We start from the raw sequence: 26,792 nt of genomic DNA on the forward strand, positions 1-26,792 counted from the left end.
CACCTGCTTCAGCCGGTGCCCTTTCCAGGTGCTGGTCCCCGGGCCTGGGCCAGCATCGCCCGCAGCAGCCGGGGCTTCAGCGCCGGCGTGACCGGCTCCTCGGTGAACAGCAGCCGGAACCAGATGGCGCCGATGGCGCCCTCCAGGATCGGCTCGGCATCGAGCCCGGCCGGCACCTCCCCCGCCGCCTCGGCGCGGCGGAAGATCGCCCGGCCGAGCTCCAGCCGCGGGCGGGTGATGCGGGCCAGCATCACCGCCTTCAGCGCCGCATCCTCCTGCGCCGCGACGGCCAGGCTGCGCAGCAGGTTCTGGTGCCAGGGGTGGTAGAGCCGCTGCAGGTTGAGCTCCAGGAAGCCGTCCAGCGCCGCCGCCAGCGGGCCGTCCAGCGGCGGCGGCGGCATCGGGTCGCGGTAGTAGAGATCGATCAGCAGCTCCCCCCGCGACGGCCAGCGGCGGTAGAGCGTCTGCTTCCCCGTCCCTGCCCGGCTGGCCACCCCCTCCATGGTGAAGCCGCTGCAGCCGGCCTCCTCCAGCAGCGCCTGGGCGGCGTCGAGGATCGCGCCGTCGAGCGCCGGGTCGCGCGGCCGGCCCATCTTCGATGGTGCCGATTGACATACGGAACGCTGCGTCTTCATAGTTTCTTCCCATAAGCGAGGCTGCCTTCCACCGGCAAGCTGACAAAGACCTCTGCGCCTGGGGAGTGCCGCCAACGCCACGCCTTGTCCAAGAGGGGGTGCCGATGGAGAGCGAAGAACTGGGTTTCATGCCGGCTGCCGAGCTGCGCCGGAACTATGCCGCGCGACGCCTGTCGCCGGTCGAGGTGACCAAGGCGCTGCTGGCCCGTGTCGAGGCGCTGGACCCGCCGCTGAACGCCATGACCATGCTGACGCCGGAGATCGCGCTGGCCCAGGCGCGCGCCGCCGAGGCCGCCTATGCCCCCGGCGGCAGCCCGCGCCCGCTGGAAGGCATCCCCGTCACCATCAAGGACATGCACCACACCAAGGGGCTGGTGACGGCGATGGGCTCGCTGGCCACGAAGGACTGGGTGCCGGAGGTCGACGCCCCCTGCATCGCCCGCCTGCATGATTCGGGCACCGTGATGCTGGGCAAGACGGCGGTGCCGGAATTCGGCTGGAAGGGCGTCAGCCAGAGCACGCTCTCCGGCATCACCCACAATCCCTGGAAGCACGGCCATAATGCGGGGGCTTCCTCGGCCGGTGCGGCGGCGGCCTCGGCGGCGGGCTTCGGGCCGCTGCATCTGGGCTCCGACGGCGGCGGCTCGGTGCGCATGCCGGCGCATTTCTGCGGCGTCTATGGGCTGAAGCCGACCTATGGCCGCATCCCCTACTGGCCGGTGCCGAACAACGACTATGCCACCCATATGGGGCCGCTGACCCGCACGGTCGAAGACTCGGCGATGATGCTGAAGGCCATGGCCGGCCCGCACCCCTGGGACCACACCTCCTGCGAAGCGCCGCCGGCCGACTACCCGGCGCTGCTGCGGGCCGATCTGCGCGGCAAGCGCATCGCCTTCAGCCCCGATCTCGGCCATGCCCGGGTCGATGCCGATGTCGCCGCCCTCGTCGAGAAGGCCGTCGGCGCCTTCGAGGAGATGGGCGCCAGGGTCGAGCTGGTGACCCCCGGCTGGGGCCCGCTGGGGCCGGAGCTGGCGCGCTTCTTCTGGCCGGCCGGCTATCTGGCGCGGGCCAACATGTTTCTCGACGCATGGCGCGACCGGATGGATCCGGGCCTGGTCGCCCTGATGGAGGCTGGCCGCGGCTTCACCGCCGAGCAGTACCACGTGATGCGCGCCCGCAAGCTGGACTATGTCGAAGCCATCCACCGCTTCTTCGCCGATTATGACTTCCTGCTGACGCCGGCGGTCAGTACCGCCGCCTTCCCGGCGCATCTGCTGCAGCCGGAGGACTGGCCGCAGCATCCCTGGGACTGGCTGATGTGGGCGGAATTCTCCTATCCGTTCAATTTCTCCGGCAATCCGGCGGCCTCGATCCCCTGCGGCTTCACGGCCTCCGGCCTGCCGGTCGGGCTGCAGATCGTCGGGCCCCGCTTCGACGATCTCGGCGTGCTGCAGGCTTCCCATGCCTTCGAGCAGGCGCGGCCCTGGGCGCAGCACCGGCCGCTGCTGGCGGAGGCCGTGGCGTGATCCCGCGCCGGCTCTTCCTCGGCGGGGCGGCGGCCGGGCTCGCCCGGCCCGCGCTGGTGGCGGCGCAGGATCAGCGGGTGCTCAAATTCGTGCCCCAGGCGGATCTGGCGCTGCTTGACCCGGTGCAGACCACCGGGCTGGTCACCCGCAACCACGGCATGATGGTCTTCGACACCCTCTATGGCGTCGACGAGCAGCTGCGCCCGCATCCGCAGATGGTGCAGGGCCATGTGGTGGAGGACGACGGCAAACGCTGGCGGCTGACGCTACGGCCGGGCCTGGCCTTCCATGACGGCACTCCGGTCCTGGCGCGCGACTGCGTCGCCTCGATCCGCCGCTGGGGCAGCCGCGATTCCTATGCGCAGTCGCTGATGGCCGTGGTCGACGAACTTTCGCCCCCCGACGACCGCACCATCGAGTTCCGGCTGAAAAAACCCTTCCCGCTGCTGCCGGACGTGCTGGGCAAGCCGGGCGCCAGCATCTGCGCCATCATGCCCGAGCGGCTGGCCAGGACCGAGGGCACCACCCAGATCACCGAGATGGTCGGCAGCGGCCCCTATCGCTTCGTCGCCAATGAGCGCATCCCGGGCTCCCGCGCCGTCTATGCCCGCAACGAGGCCTACCGCCCGCGCGAGGACGGCACGCCGAGCTATATCGCCGGGCCGAAGCGGGCGCAGTTCGACCGCGTCGAATGGCTGACCATCCCCGATGCCGCGACCGCCGCCGCCGCCCTGCAGCGCGGCGAGATCGACTGGTGGGACCAGCCGATCGCCGACTACCTGCCGCTGCTGCAGAAGAACCGCGCGCTGAAGGTCGAGGTGCTGGACACCTTCGGCTTCCTGCCGATGATCCGCTTCAACCACGCCATCCCGCCCTTCGACCGGCCGGAGATGCGCCGCGCGCTGCTGGGCGCCATCCGCCAGTCCGACTACCTGATCGCCATCGCCGGCGAGGATCGCAGCCGCTGGAAGGATGATGTCGGCTTCTTCTCGCCGGGCTCGCCGATGGCGAACGCGGCGGGGCTCGAGAACCTGCGGGGTCCGCGCGACCTGGAGGCGGTGAAGCGCGCCCTGGTCGCCGCCGGCTACAAGGGCGAAAGGATCGTCTTCCCGGTGCCGACGGATTTCGCGGCGCTGAACGCCATCAGTGAGGTCGCCGGCGACATGTTCCGCCGCGTCGGCCTCAACCTCGACTACCAGGCGCTGGACTGGGGCACGGTGCTCAGCCGCGTCGCCTCCCCCGCCCCGGTCGAGCAGGGCGGCTGGCATGTCTGGGCCAACTACACGCTGGGCGTCGGCGCGGTGAACCCGGCCGCCAATACCTATCTGCGCGGCCATGGCCGGGCCGCCACCTTCGGCTGGCCCGACAATCCGCGGATGGAGGCGCTGCGCAACCAGTGGTTCGACACCCCTGACCTCGACGACCAGAAGAGGATCTGCCGGGAGATGCAGGCGCTGGCCTTCCAGGAGGTGCCCTATCTGCCGCTCGGCGCCTTCTACCAGCCCACTGCCTACCGCGCCGATCTGGAGGGCGTGCTGAAGGGCTTCCCGATCTTCTGGAACATGAAGCGACGTTAACCTGGGCCGGACCGAGGTTGCACCGCAGCATCGGCCCGGCTAGCTTTGGCGCATTCGCCCCGGACCCGGTGCAAACCCGGGTGGCTCTTCCGGCCGCCGATCCGCCGGACAACGCAGGTGACACGATGGACCGCCCCGGGGACACCCCGCGCGGCCCGTGCCCCCTCTGCGGATGCGACATCGCATGACATCGATCAATCTTTCACGCTACCGGGCCGAATGGTTCGGCGGGTTCGCCGCCCTGCGCCGCGACGTGCTGGCCGGCATGGTCGGCACCTTCGCCCTGATCCCCGAGGTCATCGCCTTCTCCTTCGTCGCCGGCGTCGACCCCGAGGTCGGGCTCTTCGCCTCCTTCGTCATGGCCATCGTGCTGTCGCTGTTCGGCGGCCGCCCGGCGATGATCTCCGGCGCCGCCGGCTCGGTCGCCCTGGTGGCCGCGGCGCTGGTGGCGACGCATGGCCTGCAGTACCTGCTGGCCGCCACCATCCTCTGCGGCCTCATCCAGGTGGTCTTCGGCCTGCTGCGGCTCGACGTGCTGATGCGCTTCGTCTCGCGCTCGGTGCGCACCGGCTTCGTCAACGCGCTGGCGATCCTGATCTTCTCGGCGCAGCTGCCGCAGATGATCGACGTCACCTGGCACACCTATGCGCTGATCGCCGCCGGCCTCGCCATCATCTACCTGATGCCGCGGGTGACGACGGTGATCCCCTCGCCGCTGATCTGCATCCTGGCGCTGACCGTGCTGACGGTGCTCGTCCCCATGCCGGTGACGACCGTCGCCGAGCTGGGCCGCCTGCCCGAGGCGCTGCCGCACTTCTTCCTGCCCGACATCCCGCTGAACCTCGCGACGCTCGGGATCATCGCGCCCTATGCGCTGGCCATGGCGGTGGTCGGGCTGCTGGAATCGATGATGACGGCGAGCGTGGTCGACGAGCAGACCGAGACCACCAGCTCCAAGGCGCAGGAATGCACCGGGCTCGGCCTCGCCAACCTGGCGGCCGGGCTGTTCGGCGGCATCGCCGGCTGCGGCATGATCGGCCAGACCGTCGGCAACCTGCGCTATGGCGGCACCGGCCGCGTCTCCACCCTGGTCGCCGGCGTCTTCCTGCTGGTGCTGATGGTGGTGCTGCGCCCCTGGGTCGCCGCGGTGCCGGTGGCCGCGCTGGTCGCCATCATGATCATGGTCTCGATCAGCACCTTCGCCTGGGATTCGCTGGGCAACCTGCTGCGCCATCCGCGCCCCTCCAGCCTGGTGATGCTGGCCACCGTCGCGGTCACCGTGGTCACCCACAACCTGGCCGCCGGCGTCACCGTCGGCGTCCTGCTCAGCGGCGTCTTCTTCGCCTTCAAGGTCATGCGGATGATGCAGGTGACCGTCGAGTACGACGCGGCCACCGAGACCCGGCATTACCGCGTCGCCGGCCAGGTCTTCTTCGCCAGCGCCGAGGCCTTCGCGGACCATTTCGACCTGCGCGACACCGCCCGCCGGGTGCGCATCGACCTGACCGCCGCGCATCTCTGGGACGTCACCGCGGTTGGCGCGCTGGAAGGCGTGGTGACCCGGCTGCGCCGCCACGGCATCGCCGTCGAGCTGGTCGGCCTGAACCAGGCCAGCGCCATCCTGGTCGACCGTCACGCCCCCCTGATCCAGGAGGGCTGACGGCCGCCCGCCCTCGCGCTTTGTTGGATCGCGCGATCCAGGCTTCTCGGTGATTCCCCCTCAAGCCATCGCGCGCTACGGCACCGGGTGCACGTCGCCCGGCCGCTGCGGCGGCAGCTTGATCGCCAGCGAGCGGAACCGCCCGGTCGCGGCGCGCGAGCCGGCATGCGGCGTCCCCTTCGGGATGATGATCAGGTCGCCCGGCTTCACCGTCACCTCGCGGTCGCCCAGCCAGAAGGAGCCGCTGCCGTCGAGGATCAGCTGGATCTCGTTGGCCTCGGCATGGAAGTGCTTCAGCACATTGCCACTCTGCACCGCGATGGTGCCCTCCGGCGTGGTCACCAGGGTGCGCGAGCGCAGATCGGCATTCGGCACCAGCGGCCCGATCTCGTCCTCGGTCAGGGCCGAGAGGTTGATGATCTGCGCGGTCAGGCCCGCCGGCCGGGCGCCCTGGGCCGGCGTGCTCTGGGCTGGCGTGCTCTGGGCCGGCGTGCCCTGGGCTGGTGTGCCCTGGGCATCGGCCCGGCCGACCAGCGCGCTGGCCAGGAAGCCGGCGACGAAGGCGGCACCGAGGCCGCCGAGAATCAGGGGGGTGCGCATGGATCTGTCCTTCGGGTGAGAGGCTCCGGCCCCTCATCAGGCGCCCGGACGCGGCGCGCCGCAACCACCCCGCCGCACCGATTTGTCAGGCATCCGGCCATGGACAGCCGGCCGCGCCTCGGCCATGCCGTTTTCCTGGAGCGAAAGGACCCCATGGACGAGACCGCCCGGTCCGGCCTCGCCGCGGCGCATGCGCGACTGCTGGCGGATGGCCGGCTGCAATTCGCCTTCCCGGAGCCGACGCCCCCGCCGCCCCCGGCGCCGCCGCCCGGCCGCGGCTGGACCCTGGACTGGATCGGCGGCCTCGGCACGGTGGCGCCCTGGATCCTCTGGGGGCTGGTGGCGGTGCTGGGCCTGCTGCTGGCCTGGGTCGTCCTGCAGCAGCTGCGCCAGGCGCAGCGCCGCCGCGAGGGCGCGGGCCTCGCCGTCCCGACAGCGGAAGCCGAGCGCCAGGCCGCCCGCGCCGGCGCCCTGCTGGCCGAGGCCGATGCCCTGGCCGCCGCCGGCCGCTTCGCCGAGGCGGTCCGCGTCCTGCTGCACCAGAGCCTGGCCGAGATCGGCATCCAGCGCCCGCGCCTGCTGCGCCCGGCCTTCACCAGCCGCGACATCGCCGCCCTGCCCGGCCTGCCCGGCCCGGTGCGCCAGGCCTTCGGCGCCATCGCCGCGGTGGTCGAGCGCGCCGTCTTCGGCGGCCGCGCCATCGGCGAGGCGCAATGGCAGGAATGCCGCGGCTTCTTCGCCCGCCTCGCCGAGCCGGCGGCCTGGACCGCATGAGCCCCGCATGAGCAGGGCCGCCCGCCTCGCCGGCGCCGGCTTCTCGCCGGTCGCCGCCCTCTGGCTGATCCTGGTCGGCGTGCTCTCCTTCGCCGCCTTCCTGCTGCTGACCATCTACGAGCCCGAGCTGCGCGCCGGGCAGAGCCCCGGCGGGCATGCGCTGTCACGCTCGGCGCTGGGCTATGCCGGGCTGGTGCGCCTGCTGCAGGACCAGGGCGTGCCGACCGGCATCTCCCGCACCGGGCCGGAGGATGCCGCCTCGATCCCCGCCGCGGCCGGCCTGCTGGTGCTGACGCCGGGCCCCGGCAGCGCCTATCGCGAGATCGCGCCGCTGATCGGCGCGCGGACCGGCGCGGTGCTGCTGGTGCTGCCGAAATGGGCGGCGCGGCCCGACCCCGACCATCCCGGCTGGCTGCGCGACCCGCGGCTGCTCGGCCTGCCCACCGTCTCGCGGCTGCTCGACGACGGCAAGGTGTCGCGCTCCGAGGAGCCGGCGACGCCGCTGCTGACCGCGGCCGCGCCGCTGCCGGCCAAGCGCCGGCTGAAGCCCGCGCCGATGGAGGGGGTGCAGAGCGTCCTCGGCAGCGACTACCAGCCGGTGCTGACCGATCCGAACGGCCGCCTGCTGCTGGCGCGCCATGGCGGCCTCGGCAATCTCTACGTGCTGGCCGATCCCGACCTGCTGAACAACCGCGGCCTGCGCAGCCTCGAAGGGGCGGAGACCGCCTTCGCCATCATCGACGGCCTGCGCGCCGGCGGCAGCGTGCGGTTCGACGTCTCGCTGAACGGGCTGGCGCGGCAGCGCAACCCGATGCGCCTCGCCCTCGAGCCGCCCTTCCTGGCGGCGACGCTGTGCCTGCTGGCGGCGGCCCTGCTGACCGCCTGGCACGCCGCCCGCCGCTTCGGCCCGGCCCGCGCCGAGGCCGCGGCGCTGGCGCTGGGGTCGCGGGCGCTGGCCGACAACACCGCCGGTCTGCTGGCCATGGCGCAGCGCGAGCACCGCATGGGCGGCCGCTATGCCGCGCTGACCGTCCGGCTGACCCGGCTGAACCCCGAGGCGCTGGAGCGGCGCCGCAAACTGCTCGGGCTGAAGGACAGCCTGGCGGCGCTGCGCGAGGCCGCCGAGGCCGCCACCAACCGGGCGGAGCTGGTCCGCGCCGCCCGCAACCTGCACCGCTGGAGACAGGAATTGACCCGTGAACGTCGCTGAGGTCCGCGCCCTGGCGCAGCAGATCCAGGCCGAGATCGGCAAGGCGGTGATCGGCCAGTCGGCCACCGTGGAGCTGATGACGACGGCGCTGCTGGCCGGCGGCCATGTGCTGCTGGAAGGCCCGCCCGGCACCGCCAAGACCTTCCTGGCGCAGTGCTTCGCCCGCACCCTGAAGCTGGATTTCGGCCGCATCCAGTTCACGCCCGACCTGATGCCGGGCGACATCCTGGGCAGCAATGTCTTCAACTTCCAGACCAGCGCCTTCACCCTGACGCGCGGCCCGATCTTCTGCGAGCTGCTGGTTGCCGACGAGATCAACCGCACCCCGCCGAAGACCCAGGCCGCCCTGCTGGAGGCGATGCAGGAGCGCCACGTGACGCTGGACGGCGTCCGCCACGACCTGGGCACCCGCTTCATGGTGGTGGCGACACAGAATCCGCTCGAGCAGCAGGGCACCTATCCGCTGCCCGAGGCGCAGCTCGACCGCTTCCTGTTCAAGCAGTCGATGCCCTATCCCTCCGAGGAGGAGGAGCGCGCCATCGTCGCCGGCCATGGCCAGCGCAGCGGCTCGCCCGATCCGGCGGCGATGGGGGTGCAGCCGGTGCTGGACGGCGCCGGGCTCTCCGCCGCCATGGAGGTCGTCGCCGGCATCCGCCTGCACGAGGACATCGTTTCCTACATCGTCCGCCTGGTGCGGGCGACGCGGGAGGCGCCCGACCTGGAGGGCGGCGCCTCGCCGCGCGCGGCGGTGATGCTGGCCATGGCGGCGCGGGCGCGGGCGGTGCTGGAGGGGCGCGACTATGTCATCCCCGACGACGTCAAGGCGCTGGCCCTGCCGGCGCTGCGGCACCGCGTGCTGCTCTCGCCGGCCGCCCAGATCGAGGGCCGCCGCGCCGAGACGGTCGTCGCCGAGCTGATCGCCCAGGTGGAAGCCCCCAAGTGAAGCCGGCCGGCGGCGCGCTCTATCCGACGCGGCGCGCCATCGCGCTGATGGCGGCCGGCGCGCCGCTGGCCCTGCTGCTGGCCCTCTTCCTGCCGCGGCTCTGGGTGCTCGGCCTCGCCTGGATTCTCTTCGTTCTTCTGCTCATCGCCGCTGACCTGGCGCTCGGCGCCCGGCGCAAAGGCCTGGCGCTGAACCTCGACCTGCCCGGCGCCGTCGGGCTCGACGACCGCGCCGAGGCCGTCTTCCGCCCGGCCTTCCGCGGCCGCGCGCCGGCCAGCCTGGAGCTGGCGCTGCAGGTCGATCCGCTGCTGGCCGCCAGCCCCGCCCGCCAGGTGTTCTCCGACACCGCCCGCGTCACCCTGGCGCCGCAGCGCCGGGGCGAGGCCAGCCTTCCCATGGCCTGGCTGCGCTGGCGCGGCCCGCTGGGCCTGGTCTGGCGCCAGCAGAGCTTCGGTCCCGGGCCTCGGATAAAGATCTTTCCCGGCACCAAGGCGGTGACCGACTTCGCCATGCGGCTGTTCTCCCGCCACGCGCCGCCCGGCCAGCGGGTGCAGCAGCAGATCGGCGACAGCGCCGAATTCCACGCGCTGAAGGAATTCGGCGCCGGCGGCAGCCTGCGCTCGATCGCCTGGCGGCAATCGGCCCGCCATGTCCGGCTGCTGGCCCGCGAGAGCCATGCCGAGACCAACCACCATGTGGTCCTCGCCCTCGACACCGGCCGGCTGATGTGCGCGCCGATGGAGGGGCTGCCGAAGCTCGACCACGCGCTGCATGCCGCCCTGCTGCTGGCCTATGTCGCGCTGCGCGGCGGCGACCGCGTCGGCCTCTTCGCCTTCGACGCGCAGCCGGTGCTGTCCTCCGGCGCGCTGGTCGGGCCCGCCGCCTTTCCGACCCTGCAGCGCCTGGCGGCCAGCCTCGAATACTCGACCGAGGAAACCAACTTCACCCTCGGCCTGGCCCGCCTCGGCGGCGAGCTGAAGCGCCGCTCGCTGGTCGTCGTCTTCACCGACTTCGCCGACACCACCGGCGCCGAGCTGATGCTGGAGAATGTCGGCCGGCTGATGGCGCGCCACCTCGTGCTGTTCGTGGCGCTGCGCGACGCCGAGCTCGAGGCCCTGGCCGAGGCCGCCCCGCGCCGCAGCGACGATGTCTCCCGCGCCGTCGTCGCCGGCGCCATGCTGCAGGAGCGCGAACTGGTGATGGAGAAGCTGCGCCATCTGGGCGTGCAGGTCATCCAGGCCTCGGCCCGCGAGCTCGGCCCGGCGCTGATCGACCGCTACGACGCGCTGAAGCGGCGCGACGCATTGTGAGGCCGCCGGCATGAGCGACATCCTCGGCGACGCGCCCCCCCGCGACATTCCCCTCCGCTCGCACCGCTTCCGCCGCGAGCGCGAGGCCGAGTGGCAGCGCCTCGAATCCCTCCTGAAGCTGGCCGAGGCCGGCCGCTGGGGCCGGCTGTCGGATGACGATCTGCTGGCCATCCCGGTGCTCTACCGCAGCGCCATCTCGGCGCTGTCGATCGCGCGCGCCACCTCGCTCGACCAGGGGCTGGTGCGCTACCTGGAGGCGCTCTGCACCCGCGCCTATTTCTTCGTCTATGGCGGCCGCGCCAGCCTGGGCGAGCGGCTGGGAAATTTCCTCGCCCGCGGCTGGGCGCGCGCGGTGCAGGGCATGGGGCGCGAGCTGCTGGCCGCCCTGCTGATCACCCTGCTCGGCGCCGTCGTGGCCTTCGCCATGGTGCAGGCCGATCCCGACTGGTACCGCAGCTTCGTCCCCGCCGGCCTCGCCGGCGGCCGCGACCCCGACGCCACGGCGCAATACCTGCGCGGCACCCTCTATGACGAGGACAAGACGGCGGCCGACGCGCTCTCGGTCTTCGCCACCTACCTGTTCACCCACAATGCGCGCATCGCCATCATGACCTTCGCCCTCGGCTTCGCCTTCTGCCTGCCGACGGTGCTGCTGCTGGCCTATAATGGCGCCGTGCTGGGGGCGATGGTCGCGGTCTTCGTCCGCAAGGGCCTTGGCTTCGAGCTCGGCGGCTGGCTGCTGATCCATGGCGTGACCGAGCTGCTGGCCATCATGCTGGCCGGCGCCGCGGGCCTGCGCATCGGCCTGGCCGTCGCCTTCCCCGGCGCCGAGAGCCGGCTGCATTCGGCCAGCCTCGCCGGCCGCCAGGCGGCCACCGCCATGGGCGGCGTGGTGCTGATGCTGGTGCTCGCCGGCCTGCTGGAAGGCTTCGGCCGCCAGATGATCCAGAGCGACCTCTGGCGCTACGCCATCGCCGGTTCCACGGCGCTCTTCTGGGCGCTCTATCTCGGCTGGCCGCGCCGCGATGCCGAAGGCGGCGACGCATGAGCGCCACGGCGAAACCCGCCCCCGCCGCCCGCGAGCCCGGCCGCATCCGACGCTTCGTCACCCCCGAGGGCGTCGATCTGCGCCTGACGCTGGGCGAGGCCTCGGAACGCGCCGCCGCCTTCCTGATCGACCTGCTGATCATGGTGGCGATCCTGGTGGCGATCACCATCCTATGCTGGGCGATGCTGGCCGGCGGCCGCCATGCCGACCTGCCGCTGGCCGCCATCGTCTGGCTGCTCAGCTTCTTCCTGCTGCGCAGCTTCTACTTCACCGTCTTCGAGCTGCGCCCGAGCAATGCCACGCCGGGCAAGCGGCTGATGGGACTGCGCGTCGCGGCGCGCGACGGCGGCCGGCTCGGCGCCGACGCCATCTTCGCCCGCAACCTGATGCGCGAGATCGAGATCTTCCTGCCCATCACCATGTTCTTCGCCGGCGACGACCAGGTCTCCGGCTGGATCGCCGCGGCCGGCCTGGTCTGGACCGGGATCTTCCTGTTCTTCCCGCTGTTCAACAAGGACCGGCTGCGGGTCGGCGACCTGCTCGCCGGCACCTGGGTGGTCAAGCTGCCGCGCCGCGCGCTGCTCGCCGACCTGGCCACCATGCCCGTCGCCGCCGCCGGGCCAAGCTTCACCACCGAGCAGCTGCGCGCCTATGGCGTCAAGGAGCTGCAGGTGCTGGAAACCGTGCTGCGCCAGGACCGCGCCGCCACCCTCCGCGAGGTCGCCGAGCGCATCCGCCGCAAGATCGACTGGCAGGGCGAGGCGATGGACGACGCGGCCTTCCTGCGGGCCTACTACCTGGCGCTGCGGCGCGAGCTGGAGGGCAAGCTGCTGTTCGGCAAACGGCGCAGGGACAAGCACGATTCATGAGAAGGCCAGGGGAATGAATTCCCCTGGACCCCTGCTTTTTTCTGCCTGTGCTGCCGCGCGCCTCAGTCGAAGATCGACGCCAGGGTTTCGGGGCCGGCACCGTCCTGGATGCGGCGCAGCTCGGCATAGAGCGCGGCGCTGCCCGTCGCGCCGATCGTTGCGCTCACCGCCGAGGTCAGCCCCTGCAGCAGCGTGTCCACCCAGTAGAACTCGGTCGTCACCAGCAGATAGGCGAAGGCCACCGGGATGCCGCTCAGCGCCGCGCTGATCGCCATGTAGAAGATCGCCAGGCCGAGGATGCGCCAGCGGTTGCCCTTGGTCAGCTCCCGGCTGCGGCGCAGCCCGCCGAACACCCCGGTCCGCTCGATCACCACCGCCGGCACCGTCACCGACCAGGCGCAGAGCAGCATCACCCCCGGCACCACCAGCAGGGCGATCCCCAGGACGATGCCCATCAGCATCAGGATCGCCGCCGCCAGCGCCGGCAGCAGCGCCCGCAGCCCGCGCCCCAGGCTCTCGCCCAGGCCGGCGCGGCGGCCGTTGAAGTCGGCGACCGCGGCATGGGTCAGCACCGCCTGCAGCAGGTAGTGCAGCAGCATGCCGAACAGCCCCATCCCGGCCCCCGTGACGGCGCCGATCACCATCATGCTGGCGCTGCTCTCCACCATCACGTCGGGCACCAGCAGCGTCCGCGCCAGCAGGAACTGCCCGGCGATCGTTGGCAGCGACACCACCAGCAGCGGCAGCAGCAGGAAGGCGACCGGCTGCCGTCCGATCACGCCGAAGGTCATCCGGGCGATCGGCGCCAGGCCGATCTTCTCGGCCGGCGGCAGGCGGCCGGACACTGGGCCGGACACTGGGCTGGACATGGGCTCTCCGTTCGGGCGTTGCAGGTCGCGCGGCCCAGGGACCATGCGTTTCCGCAACAGGCAAGGCCCTGGTCCCGCCGCTGGCCGGGCTGTGATGCCGCCGCGCCAGACTGTGACCAGAGAATGGGACCGGAGACCGTGACCGGCCCTGCCGCCTTTGACCAGAACGGCCCTTGGGCATAGGAAGGCGGCTTCCGACGTCGACCTGACCACCCGCCGGCGCCGCTCCTGCCCCTGCGAGGCCCCCGATGCGCAACGATCCCCTCTCCCTCACCCAGCTCTCCGACGCCGTCGAGCGGAAGAGCCCGGCCTTCTCGGCCATGGCCGACCGCATCTGGGAGCATGCCGAGCTGCGCTTCGCCGAGCACCGCTCGATCGAGGAGCAGATCGCCCTGCTGGAGGCCGAGGGCTTCCGCATCACCCGCAACCTCGGCGGCATCCCCACCGCCTTCATGGCCGAGGCCGGCAGCGGTGGCCCGGTGATCGGCTTCCTCGGCGAGTTCGACGCCCTGGCTGGCCTCAGCCAGGAGGCCGGAATTGCCGAGCCGCGCGCCGTCACTCCGGGCGCCACCGGCCATGGCTGCGGCCACAACCTGCTGGGGGCCGGCGCCATGCTGGCCGCCGTCGCCGCGCGCGACGAGCTGGCCGCCAACGGCCTGCCCGGCACCGTCCGCTACTATGGCTGCCCCGGCGAGGAAGGCGGCTCCGGCAAGACCTTCATGGCGCGGGAGGGCGTGTTCAACGACATCGATGCCGCGGTGACCTGGCATCCGGGCGTGGTCAGCAGCGTCAACTCGCAGCGCTCCATGGCCAATTTCCAGGTCTATTTCCGCTTCAAGGGCCGCGCCTCGCATGCCGCCGGCTCGCCCTGGCTGGGCCGCTCGGCGCTGGACGCGGTCGAGATCATGAATGTCGGCGTCAACTACCTGCGCGAGCACATGCCGCTGGATTGCCGCGTCCATTACGCCATCACCAATTCCGGCGGCAATTCGCCGAATGTGGTGCAGGCCGATGCCGAGGTGCTCTACCTGATCCGCGGCCCCAAGGTGCGCGACGCCCAGGCGCTGTTCGACCGCGTCAAGGCCTGCGCCGAGGGGGCGGCCATCATGACCGGCACCAGCATGTCGATGGAGATCGACAAGGCCTGTTCCGACACCATCCCGAACACCGCGCTGGAGATGCGCATGTTCGAGAACCTTTCCCGTCTCGGCGCGCCCTCCTTCGACGAAGCCGACCTGAAATTCGCCGAGGAAATCCGCGCGACGCTGAGCGAGGAGGACATCGCCGACAGCCTGCGCGCCGTCGCCGCCCCGGAGAGCGTCGGCGCCGAGCCGCTGCATGCCGGCGTGCTGCATTTCGACGGCACCTCGCTGGCCGGCAACGGCTCGACCGATGTCGGCGATGTCAGCCAGATCGTCCCCACCGTGCAGTGCTGGGGCGCCACCTGGGCGGTCGGCACCCCCTTCCACACCTGGCAGGCGGTGGCCCAGGGCAAGAGCGGCCACGCGCACAAGGGCATGGTCCAGGCCGCCAAGGCGATGGCCGCGACCGCGCTCGACGCCTATCGCGATCCCGAGCTGCTGGCCCGCGCCAAGGCCGAGCTGGCGGGCCGCACCGGCGGCCGCGCCTATGCCTGCCCGATCCCGGCCGAGGTGCTGGCCCCGCCGCTGCGCCCGAAGCGCTGAGCGTTCCTCGCGGCGCCGCTCGCAGCCCTGGCTGTGGTGGCGCCGCGCCGGATCGGCTATGACCCCCGGCCTCCTTTCTTCCCCTGCCTCGAAGGGTCCTGCCATGACCGACACCCCGCCCGACCGCCTTTCCTCCAATCCGAAGAGCCCCTTCTACGACCAGGCCCTGCTGGAGCGCGGCGTCGGCGTGCGGTTCAAGGGCGTCGAGAAGAACAACGTGGACGAATACTGTGTCAGCGAGGGCTGGGTCCGCCTGACCATCGGCAATACCCTGGACCGCAAGGGCAATCCGATGACCATGAAGCTGCAGGGCACGGTCGAGCCGTATTTCCGCGACACCGCCGAGCCGAAGGAAGCCTGACCGCCCGGCCAGCGCGGCCCTCCCGGCGATCCCTGGCCGGAAGGGCGGGCCTGGCCGTCGCCGCCTGCCTTGGCCGGCCGCCGGCGCCGCAAGTCCAACGCGCCGGACTTCGGCCATGATACGGGCGGCAGCCGGATCGAATGCTTTGCGGAACTTTCGGCCTTTTTACACTTGTGCTCTAGGGTTCAGGCCCGGGCTCAGGCTATCGTGCCGCCGGCAGCGCCGGGGACGGGTCCTGGTGGATTCCGAAGCAAGCGGCGCACCTCGCCCGCGAGGGAAGACCAAGACGTGCACCTGACGCGTGAGCAGTTCCGCATTGCCGAGACTCTCGGCTGCAGCTTCCAACCCGCCGCCCCCGACCAGATCGCGCGCCTGTCGATGCAGAGACGCGTCTTCTGGCTCGACGATCAGGCCTTCCTGGGCCAGCGCCAGGACGGCTTCTACGAGACCGCCGCCACCCTGACACGGCTGCTGCAGGAGGCCAAGGTTCCGCTGCCGCCCGAAGCCGTTCTCGCTGAACCCGAGCCGGCCCCGCCGGCCTTGGCCGAACCGGTGTTGGTTGAGCCGGCGGTGGTTGAGCCGGCGGTGGTTGAGCCGGCAGTGGCCGAATCCGCCCCCGCCGCGGCGGCTGTCCCGGAGGAGGAAGCCGCCGCCGAACCGCCGCCGCCGGCCCGGGCCGCGCCCCGCCGTCGCCAGCCGGTGGCGCCCGCGCCTGCCCCGGAGGAGACCGGGGAAGCCCCGGAGGACCGGCCCGAGCCCGCCGAGGCGGAGGCCGCCGAGGCCTTGGTGGAGGCGGCGCCGGCCGTTGCCGCGCCGCGCCGCGCGCCGCCGCGCTCCGCCCGGGCCGAGACCGCCAGCCTGGTCGCCGCCTTCGTCGCCAGCACCCCGGTCGCCCCGGCCGAGCTGCCCGAGCTGATCCGCAGCATCCACCAGAGCGTGTTGAGCCTCTCCCGCCGCTGACCGGCTTGCCTTCCGCGGCCGCAGCCGGAACAACGGGGTCTGCGAGACGACGGGGGGAGAGGAATGACCGAAGGGCTGATCCTGGCGCTGGACCAGGGCACCACCTCGACGCGCAGCATCCTGTTCGACACGCCGGGCCTGACGCCGCGGGCGATGGCGCAGCAGGAGATCGCCCAGCACTATCCCGGCCCCGGCTGGGTCGAGCACGATCCGGAAGAGCTGTTCCAGTCCAGCCTGGCGACGCTGCGCCAGGCCATCGCCCGGGCGGGCGTCAACGCCGGCGCCATCGCCGGCATCGGCATCGCCAACCAGCGCGAGACCGTGCTGGTCTGGGACCGCGCCTCCGGCCGGCCGCTGCACCGCGCCATCGTCTGGCAGGACCGCCGCACCGCCGCCGCCTGCGCGGCCTTGCGCCAGCAGGGCCATGCCGCCGCCGTCGAGGCCACCACCGGCCTGCTGATCGATCCCTATTTCTCGGCCACCAAGATCGCCTGGATCCTGGACCATGTCGCCGGCGCCCGCCGCACCGCCGAGCAGGGGCGGCTCGCCTTCGGCACCGTCGACAGCTGGCTGATCTGGCGCCTGACCGGCGGCCGCGCCCATGTCACCGATGCGACCAACGCCGCCCGCTCGCTGCTCTACGACATCGAGGCCGGCGCCTGGGACCCGGCGATGCTGGACCTCTTCCGCATCCCGGCCTCGATGCTGCCGGAGGTGCGCGACTGCGCCGCCGAGTTCGGCACCACCGACCCGGCGCTGCTGGGCGCTGCCCTGCCGATCCGCGGCGTCGCCGGCGACCAGCAGGCGGCGACCATCGGCCAGGCCTGCTTCCGCCCCGGCATGGTCAAGGCGACCTATGGCACCGGCGCCTTCGCCCTGCTGAACACCGGCGACACCCCGGTGCGCTCGAAGAACCGGCTGCTGACCACCATCGCCTGCCAGCTCGACGGGAAGCGGACCTATGCCCTGGAAGGCGCCATCTTCGTCGCCGGCGCGGCGGTGCAATGGCTGCGCGACGGGCTCGGGCTGATCGGCAGCGCCGCCGAGAGCAACCGCCTGGCCGAGGCCGCCGATCCGGCGAAGCGCCTCTATCTGGTGCCGGCCTTCGTCGGCCTCGGCGTGCCGCATTGGGATGCCGAGGCGCGCGGCGCCATCTTCGGCCTGACCCGCGATTCCGGCCCGGCCGATTTCGCCCGCGCCGCGCTGGAGGCCACCGCCTTCCAGACCCGCGACCTGCTGGAGGCCATGCACCGCGACCTGGCCCCCGCTGCGCTGGCCGGGGGCCAGGCGATCGAGGTGCTGCGCGCCGATGGCGGCATGGCCGCCTCCGACTGGACCATGCAATGCCTGGCCGACATGCTGGACCGCCCGGTCGATCGCCCGGTGGTGCAGGAGACCACCGCGCTGGGCGCTGCCTATCTGGCCGGGCTGCAGGCCGGCCTCTGCCCGGCGCCGGCGGATTTCGCGCGGCAATGGCGGCTGCAGCGCCGCTTCACCCCGGCGCTGGACCCGGCGGCGCGGGAGGCGGCCTATGCCGGCTGGTGCGACGCCGTCCGCCGCACCCTTTCGCGCCCCGGCTGATGCGGATGGTCCGGGCCCTGGCGCTGGCGGCGCTGCCCTTGGCCTTGCTGACCGGGGCGGCGCCGGCCCAGCCGGCCCGCGATGCCTATGACCTGCTGACCCGCCAGGCGGCGCCGGTCGCCTGGGCCGCCGAGGTCACCGCCACCGCGGCGGGCTGGCGCATCGCCTATCCGCGCCCCGAGGGCCCGGCCTGCCCGCTGCCCGGGCCGCTGGTCCTGCCGCAGGGCCGCGCCGCGCCGGTCATGCTCCGCAGCGAGGACCCTGATGCCCTGCATGACTGGCGGGTGCCGGGGCTGGGGCTGAGCACCACCGCCATTCCCGGCCGCGTCGCCACCATCGCCATCCCCGCCGCGGCCACCGGCGACTTCCCCGGCGAGGCCGGGTCGCCCGCCATCCGGGTGATGCCGCCGGCCGATTATGCCGGCTGGCGCGACAGCGTGCTGCGCCCCGCCTGCCCGCCCTGAGCCTGGCTCTCCCAGGGCTCCAGCCGCAGCTGCAGCCGCGGCATCAGCCGCGCCCCGGTGGCCAGGGCGCGGCGGCGGATGAAGCGCAGCATCGGCGCCTGGTGGTCCGGCGTCTCCCAGCCGCAGCGGCCCTCCGGGGCGCGGATCGCCTGCCGCCGCAGCAGGGCGATCAGCAGCGGCAGGCTCTGCGGCGCGCGCCGGCCGGCGCCCAGCCCATAGACCGCATGCACCCAGACCCGGTCCGGCGCGGTCCAGGCCGCCATCGCCCAGCCCAGCACCTGGCCTTCCACCCGCCAGGCCAGGCTGAGCTCCGGCGCGCAGGCCGGCGCCAGCTGGAAGGGATCGAGCCCGCTGGGCACCGCCGCCCGGTCCAGCGCGGCGCGCAGCGCGGCGCGCGCCGCCGGATCGACGCTGGCCCAGTCGCAGACCTCCCCGGCCGGCGGCGGCAGCCGCGCCAGCATGGTCGCCAGCCGGTGCGCCGCCAGGGCCGGCGACAGGCTGACGCTCAGCCCGGCCGGCCGCGCCACCCCGCCGGCGGCGGCCAGCAGCGCGCCCAGCCCGTCCGGCGCCTCCTCGGGCGGGGTCCAGCGCACCTCGAGCGGCCGCGCCGGCAGCGCGACGCGCAGGCCGCGCAGCAGCGCCGCGCCGATGCCGCGCCGCCGCAGCCCGGCGCGCACGCCGATCCACAGCAGCTCGACCCCGCCCTGCGGCAGCGGCACGGCCAGCGCGCCGCCGGCCGTGCCGCCCAGGAAGGCGACCCGCAGCGCCATGACCGGCGCCCCGGCCAGGGCGATGCGATGCCGCAGGGTCGCCACCAGCGGCGGCGGCAGCAGACCGGCCCAGGCCTGCTCGGGACGGCAGAAGGAGGTCGGCCACATGCCGAGACCAATGCCATGGCCGCATGGTCACGGTGAAGGCTTGTTGTCGCGGCCCCCTGGCGCTTTGAGATGCATCCGCCGTAATTTTGCAACGCGGGGCAAAAACTCTGAGCCGGCCGGCCGGGCCCGCCCGCGCCGCGCCGGCTAGGATGCAGCGGCCGCACAGCGAGTCGGCCGAGGGAGGGCGCGATGCGACCGGATGATGTCATGGCCAGCTTCCGCCAGCTCTTCGCGGAGCGGCCGGAGGCGGCGGCGGGCCTGGCCGGGCTGCGCGACCTCGATGCCGCCGCCGAGCTGCTGGACCGCATCGGCGCCCGCCATGGCATCGCCACCAGCGCGGCCGAGATCCGCGGCCATGTCCGCCGCCTGCGCGAGGAGCTCTCCCCCCGCGGCGAGCTGTCGGAGGCGGCGCTGGACGGCATCAGCGGCGGCCAGCAGGGCGAGATGTCGGAACTGGCCTTCATGCTGAGCTGCCTCGGCCGGCCGGCCGGTCCGGGGCTTTGAGCGGCGGCCTCGGCAGCGCTGGCCTGGTCCGGCCGCCCAGCCCGGACCAGCTCGACCGCGTCCTGCGCGTCACCCCCTCCCTGGCCTGGCCCGCCCTGCTGCTGCTGCTGCTCCTGCTGGCCGCCGGCCTCGCCTGGAGCATCGTCGCCACGGCGGCGGTGAAGACCGTGGCACAGGGCGTGCTGCTCTCGGCCGGCGGCGTCGGCGATGTGGTGGCCCCCGCCACCGGGCGGCTGCGCCAGCTCCTGGCGCTGCCCGGCGAGCGGGTCGCCGCCGGCCAGCCGGTGGCGCTGCTCGACCAGCCGGAGCTGGAGGCCGACCTGTCGCGCCGCCGCACCGAGGCGGCGACGCTGGAGGACCAGGAGCGGCGCATCCGCGCCTTCCTCGACGGCGAGGCCACGGCGCGCGGCCGGCTCGCCGCCGCGCGCGAGCAGAGCCTGCGCGAACGCCGCGCCGCGCTGGTGGCGCTGGAGGCCACCATGGCCGAGATGGCCAGCATCCAGCAGGGCCTGTTCGCCCGTGGCCTCGGCACCCGCGAGCGCTTCCTGGCGGCGCGGCAGCAGGCGCAGGAGGTGCAGAGCCAGCGCAGCGAGGCCGAGGCCGCCCTGGTCCAGATCGCCGCCGAGGCGGAGGCCGAGCGCATCCGCGGCGCCCGCGAGCTGCTCGACCTCGGCGTCCGCCGCGCCGCCGTGGCGCGCGAGATCGCCTGGACCGAGGCCGAGCTCGCCCGCCGCGGCCAGGTGCTGGCCCCGGCCGAGGGGCTGCTGGTCGAGCAGGTCGCCAATCCCGGCGAGCGGATCGAGGCCGGCGCGCCGGTGCTGCGCTTCCTGGCCGGCAGCGAGAGCGAGGCCGACAGCCTGGTCGGGCTGCTCTACGTGCCGCCGGCCGATGGCAAGCGGGTGCGGCCGGGGATGCGGGTGCAGGTCATCCCCTCGACGGTGCGGGTGCAGCGCGACGGCTTCATCGAAGGGGAGATCCTCTCGGTCTCGCCGATCGCGGCGACGCGCGAAGGCATCCAGCGGACGCTGCGCAATGCCGCGCTGGTGGAGCAGCTGACGCAGCAGGGCGCGCCGGTGCAGGCCACCGTCCGGCTGGCGCGCGATCCGGCGACGCCATCGGGCTATCGCTGGTCGACCGGCACCGGGCCGCAGCGCGCCATCGGCAATGGCACGCCGGCCGAGGGCCGCATCGTCGTCGACGACATCCCGCTGATCGCCCTGCTGCTGCCCGAGGCCGAGACGCTGCTGGCGCGGCTCGGCCTGCGCTGAGCGCCATGGCCGCCGCGACACCCCCCGACGCCGGCCGCCGCCGCAGCCCGACCATCCTGCAGCTGGAGGCGGTGGAATGCGGCGCCGCCTGCCTGGCCATGGTGCTGGCCACGCATGGCCGCTGGGTGCCGCTGGCCGAGCTGCGGCTGGCCTGCGGCGTCTCCCGCGACGGCAGCCGCGCCGGCAATGTGGTGCGCGCCGCCCGCCGCTACGGGCTGGAGGCGCGCGGCTTCCGCCACGAGCTGGCGGCGCTGAAGGCGGTGCCGAAGCCGGCCATCGTCTTCGTCAACCTCAACCACTTCATGGTGCTGGAGGGCTTCTCGAAGGGCCGCGTCTTCCTCAACGACCCGGCCGGCGGCCGGCGGATCATGACGGAGGCGGAATTCGACGCGATCTATTCCGGCGTGGTGCTGACCTTCGTCCCGGGGACAGAGTTCCGGCGCGAGGGCGCGCCGCCGGGCATCGCCGGGCGGCTCTGGGCACAACTGGCCGGCGCGCGCGACGCCATGGCCTATGTCGCGCTCGCCGCTCTCGGCCTGGTGCTGGCGGCCATCCTGCTGCCGGCCTTCAGCCGCATCTTCATCGACCAGTACCTGCTGGAGGGCCAGGGCGACTGGCTGGAATGGCTGGTCGCCGCCTTCGTCGGGCTGGCGCTGCTGCAGGCGGGCCTGGCCTGGCTGAAAGGCCTGGTGGTGCGGCGGCTGGCGACGCGGGTGACGCTCGCCACCTCGGCGCGCTTCGTCTGGCGCATGCTGCGGCTGCCGATCCCCTTCTTCACCCAGCGCTATGCCGGCAGCATCGGCAGCCGGGCCGAGCTGACCACGGCGCTCGGCCAGCATGCCGCGCGCGACCTGGCCGTGCTGCTGGCCGAGGGGCTGGGCGTGCTGGTCTTCCTGGCCGCGATGCTGCTGACCAGTCCGCCGCTGGCGGCGGTCGCGGCGCTGGCGGCCGCCGGCAACCTGGCGCTGTTCCTGCTGGCCCGCCGGCGGATCGAGGCGCGCGAGCAGAAGGCGGCGCTCGACCAGGTGAAGCTCGGCGCCAGGACCATGCTCGGGCTGCAGCTGATCGAGAGCCTGAAGGCCACCGGCACCGACGGCCCCTTCTTCACCGCCTGGGCCGGGCAGCACGCGCTGGTCGCCAGCCAGCAGCAGGAGACCGGGCGGCTCTCGGCCGGCTTCGTCACCCTGCCCGACTTCCTGGCGCAGCTCGGCGCCGCGCTGGTGCTGCTGCTGGGCGGCTGGCTGGTGATGCGGGGGCAGATCACGCTGGGCACGCTGGTCGCCTTCCAGCTGCTGCAGGCGGGCATGGCGGTGCCGCTGCGCCTGCTGATGCTGAGCGCGGTGCAGCTGCAATCCGCGCGCGGCGTGGTCGACCAGCTGGAGGACGTGCTTCTCCAGCCCGAGGCACCCGAGTTCGCCGATGACCACGAGCTCGATGGCAGGCGGCAGCGGCTGAGCGGGGCGCTGTCGCTGTCCGGCGTCAGCTTCGGCTACGCGCTGCTGGAGCCGCCGCTGATCGAGGCATTCTCCCTGGAGCTGGTGCCGGGGGCGCGGGTGGCGCTGGTCGGGCCCTCGGGCAGCGGCAAGTCGACGGTGGGGCGGCTGGTCACCGGCCTGTTCCAGCCCTGGTCGGGCGAGATCCGCCTGGACGGCCTGCCGCCCGCCGCCCTGCCGCGCCGCCTGCTGCGTGACAGCCTGGCCGTGGTCGACCAGGACATCGTGCTGTTCGAGGGCAGCCTGCGCGACAACATCGCCCTCTGGGACGACACCATGCCCGAGGCCGCCATCACCGCCGCCGCCCGCGACGCGATGATCCACGACACCATCATGGCGCGCCCCGGCGGCTATGACGGCGCCGTCGAGGAAGGCGGCCGCAACTTCTCGGGCGGCCAGCGGCAGCGGCTGGAGATCGCCCGCGCCCTGGTCGCCAGCCCCAGCCTGCTGGTGCTGGACGAGGCGACCAGCGCGCTCGACCCGGTCACCGAGAAGCGGATCATGGACAATCTCCGCCGCCGCGGCTGCGCCTGCCTGATCATCGCGCATCGCCTGTCGACCATCCGCGACTGCGACGAGATCATCGTCATGCACCGCGGCAAGGTGCTGGAGCGCGGCACGCACGAGACGCTGCTGGCCGCCGGCGGCGCCTATGCCCGGCTGATCGAGGCCTGACGCCGATGCCGAGCCCCGCCCTGCTGGAGCTGGCGCGCCGCGAGGGCGCGATCCGCCCGATCGCCGGCAATTCTCCGCTCGTTCTGGATGACCCTTCCGGCGCCTGGCTGGTGCTGGAGGGCGCGGTCGAGCTGTTCCTCGTCCCCCTGGAAGACGGCAGGCCGGCCGGGCTGCGCCAGCATCTCTTCGCGGTGCCGCAGGGCGGGCTGCTGTTCGGCCTCGATGGCAGCAGCCTGCCGGCGCCGGTCGGGCTGCTGGCGGTGGGACAGGTCGGCAGCGTCATCGCCCGGCTGCCGCTGGCGGCCCTGCGCGGCCTGCCCGAGCAGGGGCCGCTGGCCGCCCCGGTGGAAGCCTGGGCGCGCGAGGTCTCGCTGGCCCTGGCCCGCCCGATCGCGCCGCGCCCGCGCCTGGCCGGGCAGTTCCGCCCTGGCGAGCGGATCGATCCGCAGCCCGGCCAGCGGCTCGGCTGCGCCCAGGGGCTGGGCTGGGTCACCCTGCCCGCCCCCGGCTTCTTCCTCGACACCGGCGAGGTCGAGTCGGGAGAGACCCTGCCGCTGGCCGCCGGCGCCTGGCTGGAGCTGACCCGCGCCGCCCCGCTCGACAGCCGCGACACCGCCGCCGCCCTGGCCACCGGCGAGGCCTGGGCCGGCCTGGCGACCCTGCACCGGCAATTGTTAGAGATCCTGCCGCTGAATTTGCGGCTGGCGGCGGTGGACGAGGCCAACCGGCTGCGCGCCCGGGCCGAGGCCGATCTCTCGGCCGGGCGCGCCGGCCTGGACCGGCTGGCCGCCCCCCTGGCGGCGCGGGCCGCGCCGGTCGAGGCGGTGGGCGACAGCGACGATCCCTTGCTGCGCGCCGTGGCGGCCGTGGTGGCGGCGCTCGGCGGCCGGCTGGTGCCGCCGCCGCCGCGCCGGCTGCATGGCGCGCTGCAGCCGCCGAGCCTGGAGGACATCCTGCGCGCCAACGGGATCCGCGCCCGCCCGGTGCAGCTGGAAGCCGGCTGGTGGCGGCGCGATGCCGGGCCGCTGCTGCTGCTGCGCGACGAGGCGCCGCCGCTGGCCCTGCTGCCACGCCGCTTCCGCGGCGGCTGGCGCGCCTATGACCCGGTGGCGGGCGCGGTCTCGCCGCTGCCGGCGCGGGAGGCCGCCCGGCTGCGCGGCGCCGCGCAGAGCCTGTCGCTGCCGCTGCCGGCCCGGCCGCTCTCGGGCCTGTCCATCATCGGCCGGGTGCTGCGCTGGAGCCGTGGCGAGGCGGCGACCGTGCTCGGGCTCGGCCTGGCGGCGGGGCTGCTCAATCTCGGCCTGCCGCTGGCCACCGGCGTGCTGGTCGACAGCGTCATCCCCGCCCATGACCTGCCGAAGCTGGCCGAGCTCGGCCTGGTGCTGGGGCTGCTGGCCGGGGTCATGCTGCTGCTGCGCTACGCCGTGCAGATCGCCGCCCTGCGGATCGAGGGCCATGCCGGCACCCGCCTGCAGGCCGCCATCCTGGACCGGCTGCTGCGCCTGCCGATGCGCTTCTTCCGCGACCACAATGCCGGCGTGCTGGCCAAGCGGGCGCTGGCGATCCAGGCGATCCAGCAGGCGGCCGGCGGCGCCATGGTGGGCAGCCTGCTGACCGGCGTGCTGTCGCTGGTCTCGCTCGGCATCATGGCCTGGTATTCGCCGGCGCTGACCCTGGTGGCGCTGGCCTGCCTGGGCCTGCTGCTGGTGCCGGGGGTGCTGCTCGGCTGGATGCGGCTGCGGCAGGAGCGCGACGTGGTGCGGCTGGCCGGCGAGAGCGCCGGGCTGCTGCTGCAGCTGGCCACCGGCATCGCCAAGCTGCGCCTGGCCGCCGCCGAGCACCGCGCCTTCCTGCGCTGGTCGCGGCTGCAGGCGCGCCTCGCCCGGCAGCGCTTCCTGGCCGAGCAGACGCAGAGCCTGGCCGAGCTGCTGAACGGGTTGGGCCTGCCGCTGGCCACCGCCGCCCTGTTCACCGCCATCCACGCGCTGGGCCTCGGGCCCACGGGGACGCAGGCCAGCGGGCTGGCGCTCGGCGCGCTGCTCGGCTTCCTCAACGCCTTCAGCCAGTGCCTGGGCGGGCTGACCGCGCTGATGGCGACGGCGGTGCAGATCGCCGGGCTGCGGCCGCTCTATGCCTATGCCGCGCCGATCCTGGAGGCGGTGCCGGAAAGCGGCGGCGGCCGCGCCGATCCGGGGCGCCTCTCCGGCGCGATCGAGGTCAGCCGCGTCACCTTCCGCCACGCGCCCGAGGCGCCGGCGCTGTTCGCCGACCTGTCGCTCCGCATCGCGGCCGGCGAATACGTCGCGGTGGTCGGGCCGTCCGGCAGCGGCAAGTCGACGCTGCTGCGGCTGCTGCTGGGCTTCGAGACGCCGCAGGCGGGGGCGGTGCTCTATGACGGGCAGGATCTGCAGGGGCTGGACCCGCAGGCGCTGCGCCGGCAGCTGGGCGTCGTGCTGCAGGACGGGCGGCTGCTGCCGGGTTCCCTCCTCGAGAACATCCTGGGGGCGAACCTGCACCTGACCGAGGCCGAGGCCTGGGAGGCCGCCGAACGGGTCGGCCTGGCCGAGGACATCCGCGCCATGCCGATGCGGATGCAGACGGTGATCTCGGATTCCGGCAGCACCCTGTCGGGCGGCCAGGTGCAGCGCGTGCTGCTGGCCCGCGCGGTGGTGGCGCGGCCGCGCATCCTGCTGCTGGACGAGGCGACCAGCGCCCTCGACAACCGGACCCAGGCGGTGGTGACAGAAAGCCTGGACCGGCTGAACGCCACCCGCCTGGTCATCGCCCACCGCCTGTCGACGGTGGTGCATGCGGACCGGATCCTGGTGATGAGTGAGGGGCGGATCGTGGAGAGCGGTTCTTTTTCGGAGTTGATGGAGCGTGGAGGGGTGTTCAGGGAGTTGGCGGAGAGGCAGTTGGTTTAGAGGCTGTTATTGACCTCTCATAATCTATTTAAATCGCTAAACTAACAAACTCTGATATAAAATTATAATTTGAATTTGATTTAAGCAACGTTCAAAGAAACCTTTTGGCAACGACTTGCGCAACTATACAGATTAGATTTTGTTGATAATCCGATTCGATCGCCTTATCATTAAATTATTCTACTGTATAAGATACCTGGAGATGGATATGGAAACCAAATCAAACAAAATTACTATCGAAATAAGCGAAAATTCATCTGAATTCTTGGAAAAATGGCGCATTAAAAAAGGATTTTCAAGAACAAGCGCAATATAGTTTCTTATTTACAATTCGGAAAGGCTCACTGATGAGAAAAATTTTGTCCCCACAGGCGCAGAAAAACTTTCCTTATACCTTTTAACAGAAATACTTAAAGAAATCAGTGATTCATCCGAGAGTATCCTCCTGCAAAAACTTCTTTTGGGAGGGCACTACTGGGCAATAAATTCTGAATTTACAGGGATATTTCACAATCATGTAGATAATCCTAAATCAGCCCAGCAAGTCATAAATATACTTGATATGTGGTACATAATTGAGAATTCTTATCGTAAGTTCTCAACACAAGATAAAAAAATGATTGAAGATCATTTCAAAGGAAATTTCAGAAAAGAATTCATGGGGTTCTCGGGAAATGATGAAACCGAACATCTTGGGATTGCTCGTATTTTTATTGATGATCTCAATAAATTTGGTTACTTTAAAGGGAGAAATTTAAACTCGCACTTTCCGACACTTTCAGAAAATCTTGCTATTTACAGCAAATTCAAGGAAATTCGCCCTCATCTTGCGGACCGTGATCTCGAACTTTCTGAATTTATTGAGCTAGAGCATAATCCGATCATTCTGGTTCATATCCTGCGGCGGTGAAGTAGCTGGCACACTCCTGCGGTGAGAACTGCGGGAGGGCGTCACGGATGGCATCCCAGAGCGCA

Annotated in this window: 23 protein-coding genes and 1 other annotated feature; of the genes, 19 read left to right on the forward strand and 4 right to left on the reverse strand. The window is 72.1% G+C overall.

The features are described 5' to 3' along the window. Positions 1 to 8 precede the first annotated feature (8 nt). Entirely contained in the window at positions 9 to 593 is a 585-nt protein-coding gene (locus WFI16_RS19690) for a TetR/AcrR family transcriptional regulator (RefSeq protein ID WP_419899560.1), read from the reverse strand. Positions 594 to 739: 146 nt separating this feature from the next. Here WFI16_RS19690 and WFI16_RS19695 point away from each other — a divergent pair, with 146 nt between their 5' ends. The 3 genes from WFI16_RS19695 to WFI16_RS19705 all read left to right on the forward strand — a co-directional run bounded on the left by WFI16_RS19695 (position 740) and on the right by WFI16_RS19705 (position 5,401). Beyond that, complete coding sequence (locus WFI16_RS19695) at positions 740 to 2,164, forward strand: amidase (protein WP_419899561.1); 1,425 nt, start codon at positions 740 to 742, stop codon at positions 2,162 to 2,164. After that, positions 2,164 to 3,741, forward strand: coding sequence for an ABC transporter substrate-binding protein (locus tag WFI16_RS19700; protein ID WP_442970711.1), 1,578 nt, complete (start codon positions 2,164 to 2,166; stop codon positions 3,739 to 3,741). The genes WFI16_RS19695 and WFI16_RS19700 overlap by 1 nt, the downstream gene beginning before the upstream one ends. 58 nt (positions 3,742 to 3,799) lie before the next feature. After that, positions 3,800 to 3,855, forward strand: a sequence feature (sul1 is cis-regulatory element that is thought to sense ions involved in sulfur or methionine metabolism; They are found in Alphaproteobacteria). 70 nt (positions 3,856 to 3,925) lie between these two features. Beyond that, positions 3,926 to 5,401, forward strand: coding sequence for a SulP family inorganic anion transporter (locus WFI16_RS19705; protein WP_419899563.1), 1,476 nt, complete (start codon positions 3,926 to 3,928; stop codon positions 5,399 to 5,401). 75 nt (positions 5,402 to 5,476) lie between these two features. On the opposite strand, the gene WFI16_RS19710 is transcribed toward WFI16_RS19705, so the two are convergent. After that, positions 5,477 to 6,001: a cupin domain-containing protein gene (locus WFI16_RS19710; protein WP_419899564.1), complete on the reverse strand. Its 525-nt coding sequence runs from the start codon at positions 5,999 to 6,001 to the stop codon at positions 5,477 to 5,479. A gap of 153 nt (positions 6,002 to 6,154) precedes the next feature. Here WFI16_RS19710 and WFI16_RS19715 point away from each other — a divergent pair, with 153 nt between their 5' ends. Genes WFI16_RS19715 through WFI16_RS19740 form a run of 6 tightly spaced genes read left to right on the forward strand, consistent with a single transcriptional unit; the run spans position 6,155 to position 12,155 of the window. After that, a complete protein-coding gene (locus WFI16_RS19715; protein ID WP_419899565.1) occupies positions 6,155 to 6,775 on the forward strand; it encodes a DUF4129 domain-containing protein in 621 nt (206 codons plus the stop codon). Positions 6,776 to 6,782: 7 nt separating this feature from the next. Beyond that, positions 6,783 to 7,985: a DUF4350 domain-containing protein gene (locus tag WFI16_RS19720; RefSeq protein ID WP_419899566.1), complete on the forward strand. Its 1,203-nt coding sequence runs from the start codon at positions 6,783 to 6,785 to the stop codon at positions 7,983 to 7,985. After that, entirely contained in the window at positions 7,972 to 8,928 is a 957-nt protein-coding gene (locus WFI16_RS19725; protein ID WP_419899567.1) for an AAA family ATPase, read from the forward strand. Before WFI16_RS19720 ends, WFI16_RS19725 begins: the two co-directional genes overlap by 14 nt. Then, positions 8,925 to 10,238, forward strand: coding sequence for a DUF58 domain-containing protein (locus tag WFI16_RS19730; RefSeq protein ID WP_419899568.1), 1,314 nt, complete (start codon positions 8,925 to 8,927; stop codon positions 10,236 to 10,238). Before WFI16_RS19725 ends, WFI16_RS19730 begins: the two co-directional genes overlap by 4 nt. 10 nt (positions 10,239 to 10,248) lie before the next feature. Continuing rightward, positions 10,249 to 11,286 (forward strand): stage II sporulation protein M, encoded by a 1,038-nt coding sequence (locus WFI16_RS19735; RefSeq protein WP_419899569.1) that lies wholly within the window; start codon positions 10,249 to 10,251, stop codon positions 11,284 to 11,286. Beyond that, positions 11,283 to 12,155, forward strand: a complete 873-nt coding sequence (locus WFI16_RS19740) for an RDD family protein (protein WP_419899570.1) — start codon at positions 11,283 to 11,285, stop codon at positions 12,153 to 12,155. The genes WFI16_RS19735 and WFI16_RS19740 overlap by 4 nt, the downstream gene beginning before the upstream one ends. Before the next feature lie 62 nt (positions 12,156 to 12,217). Here the strand turns inward: WFI16_RS19740 and WFI16_RS19745 are convergent, their stop codons facing one another. Further along, the gene (locus WFI16_RS19745) at positions 12,218 to 13,024 is read right to left on the reverse strand and encodes a hypothetical protein (RefSeq protein ID WP_419899571.1); all 807 of its coding nucleotides are present in this window, start codon (positions 13,022 to 13,024) and stop codon (positions 12,218 to 12,220) included. A gap of 248 nt (positions 13,025 to 13,272) precedes the next feature. Here WFI16_RS19745 and WFI16_RS19750 point away from each other — a divergent pair, with 248 nt between their 5' ends. From WFI16_RS19750 to WFI16_RS19770, 5 genes are all read left to right on the forward strand, one after another. Next, positions 13,273 to 14,709 carry a M20 family metallopeptidase gene (locus WFI16_RS19750; RefSeq protein WP_419899572.1) on the forward strand — a complete coding sequence of 479 codons (1,437 nt, stop codon included), beginning with the start codon at positions 13,273 to 13,275 and terminating at the stop codon, positions 14,707 to 14,709. Positions 14,710 to 14,812: 103 nt separating this feature from the next. Continuing rightward, entirely contained in the window at positions 14,813 to 15,070 is a 258-nt protein-coding gene (locus WFI16_RS19755; protein WP_419899573.1) for a DUF3297 family protein, read from the forward strand. A gap of 288 nt (positions 15,071 to 15,358) precedes the next feature. Then, complete coding sequence (locus WFI16_RS19760) at positions 15,359 to 16,030, forward strand: hypothetical protein (RefSeq protein ID WP_419899574.1); 672 nt, start codon at positions 15,359 to 15,361, stop codon at positions 16,028 to 16,030. Between the two features lie 63 nt (positions 16,031 to 16,093). Beyond that, entirely contained in the window at positions 16,094 to 17,611 is a 1,518-nt protein-coding gene (gene glpK / locus WFI16_RS19765) for a glycerol kinase GlpK (protein ID WP_419899575.1), read from the forward strand. 5 nt (positions 17,612 to 17,616) lie between these two features. Then, positions 17,617 to 18,075, forward strand: a complete 459-nt coding sequence (locus WFI16_RS19770; protein ID WP_419899576.1) for a hypothetical protein — start codon at positions 17,617 to 17,619, stop codon at positions 18,073 to 18,075. On the opposite strand, the gene WFI16_RS19775 is transcribed toward WFI16_RS19770, so the two are convergent. Further along, entirely contained in the window at positions 18,027 to 18,953 is a 927-nt protein-coding gene (locus WFI16_RS19775; protein WP_419899577.1) for a hypothetical protein, read from the reverse strand. The two genes, WFI16_RS19770 and WFI16_RS19775, sit on opposite strands and share 49 nt — an antisense overlap. 189 nt (positions 18,954 to 19,142) lie before the next feature. On the opposite strand from WFI16_RS19775, the gene WFI16_RS19780 reads away from it, so the two are divergent. The 5 genes from WFI16_RS19780 (at position 19,143) to WFI16_RS19800 (ending at position 26,727) form a co-directional block, all read left to right on the forward strand. Then, positions 19,143 to 19,457 carry a hypothetical protein gene (locus tag WFI16_RS19780; RefSeq protein WP_419899578.1) on the forward strand — a complete coding sequence of 105 codons (315 nt, stop codon included), beginning with the start codon at positions 19,143 to 19,145 and terminating at the stop codon, positions 19,455 to 19,457. After that, positions 19,454 to 20,725, forward strand: coding sequence for an NHLP bacteriocin system secretion protein (locus WFI16_RS19785; protein ID WP_419899579.1), 1,272 nt, complete (start codon positions 19,454 to 19,456; stop codon positions 20,723 to 20,725). The genes WFI16_RS19780 and WFI16_RS19785 overlap by 4 nt, the downstream gene beginning before the upstream one ends. 5 nt (positions 20,726 to 20,730) lie before the next feature. Next, on the forward strand, positions 20,731 to 22,893 hold the full coding sequence (locus WFI16_RS19790) for an NHLP family bacteriocin export ABC transporter peptidase/permease/ATPase subunit (RefSeq protein WP_419899580.1): 2,163 nt from the start codon (positions 20,731 to 20,733) through the stop codon (positions 22,891 to 22,893). A 5-nt stretch (positions 22,894 to 22,898) separates the two neighbouring features. Then, on the forward strand, positions 22,899 to 25,817 hold the full coding sequence (locus tag WFI16_RS19795; RefSeq protein ID WP_419899581.1) for an NHLP bacteriocin export ABC transporter permease/ATPase subunit: 2,919 nt from the start codon (positions 22,899 to 22,901) through the stop codon (positions 25,815 to 25,817). A gap of 322 nt (positions 25,818 to 26,139) precedes the next feature. Continuing rightward, the gene (locus WFI16_RS19800) at positions 26,140 to 26,727 is read left to right on the forward strand and encodes a YfbU family protein (protein ID WP_419899585.1); all 588 of its coding nucleotides are present in this window, start codon (positions 26,140 to 26,142) and stop codon (positions 26,725 to 26,727) included. The last annotated feature ends 65 nt before the right edge of the window (positions 26,728 to 26,792 follow it).

Source organism: Roseomonas sp. USHLN139, from assembly GCF_037145735.1.
Lineage (GTDB): Bacteria > Pseudomonadota > Alphaproteobacteria > Acetobacterales > Acetobacteraceae > Pseudoroseomonas.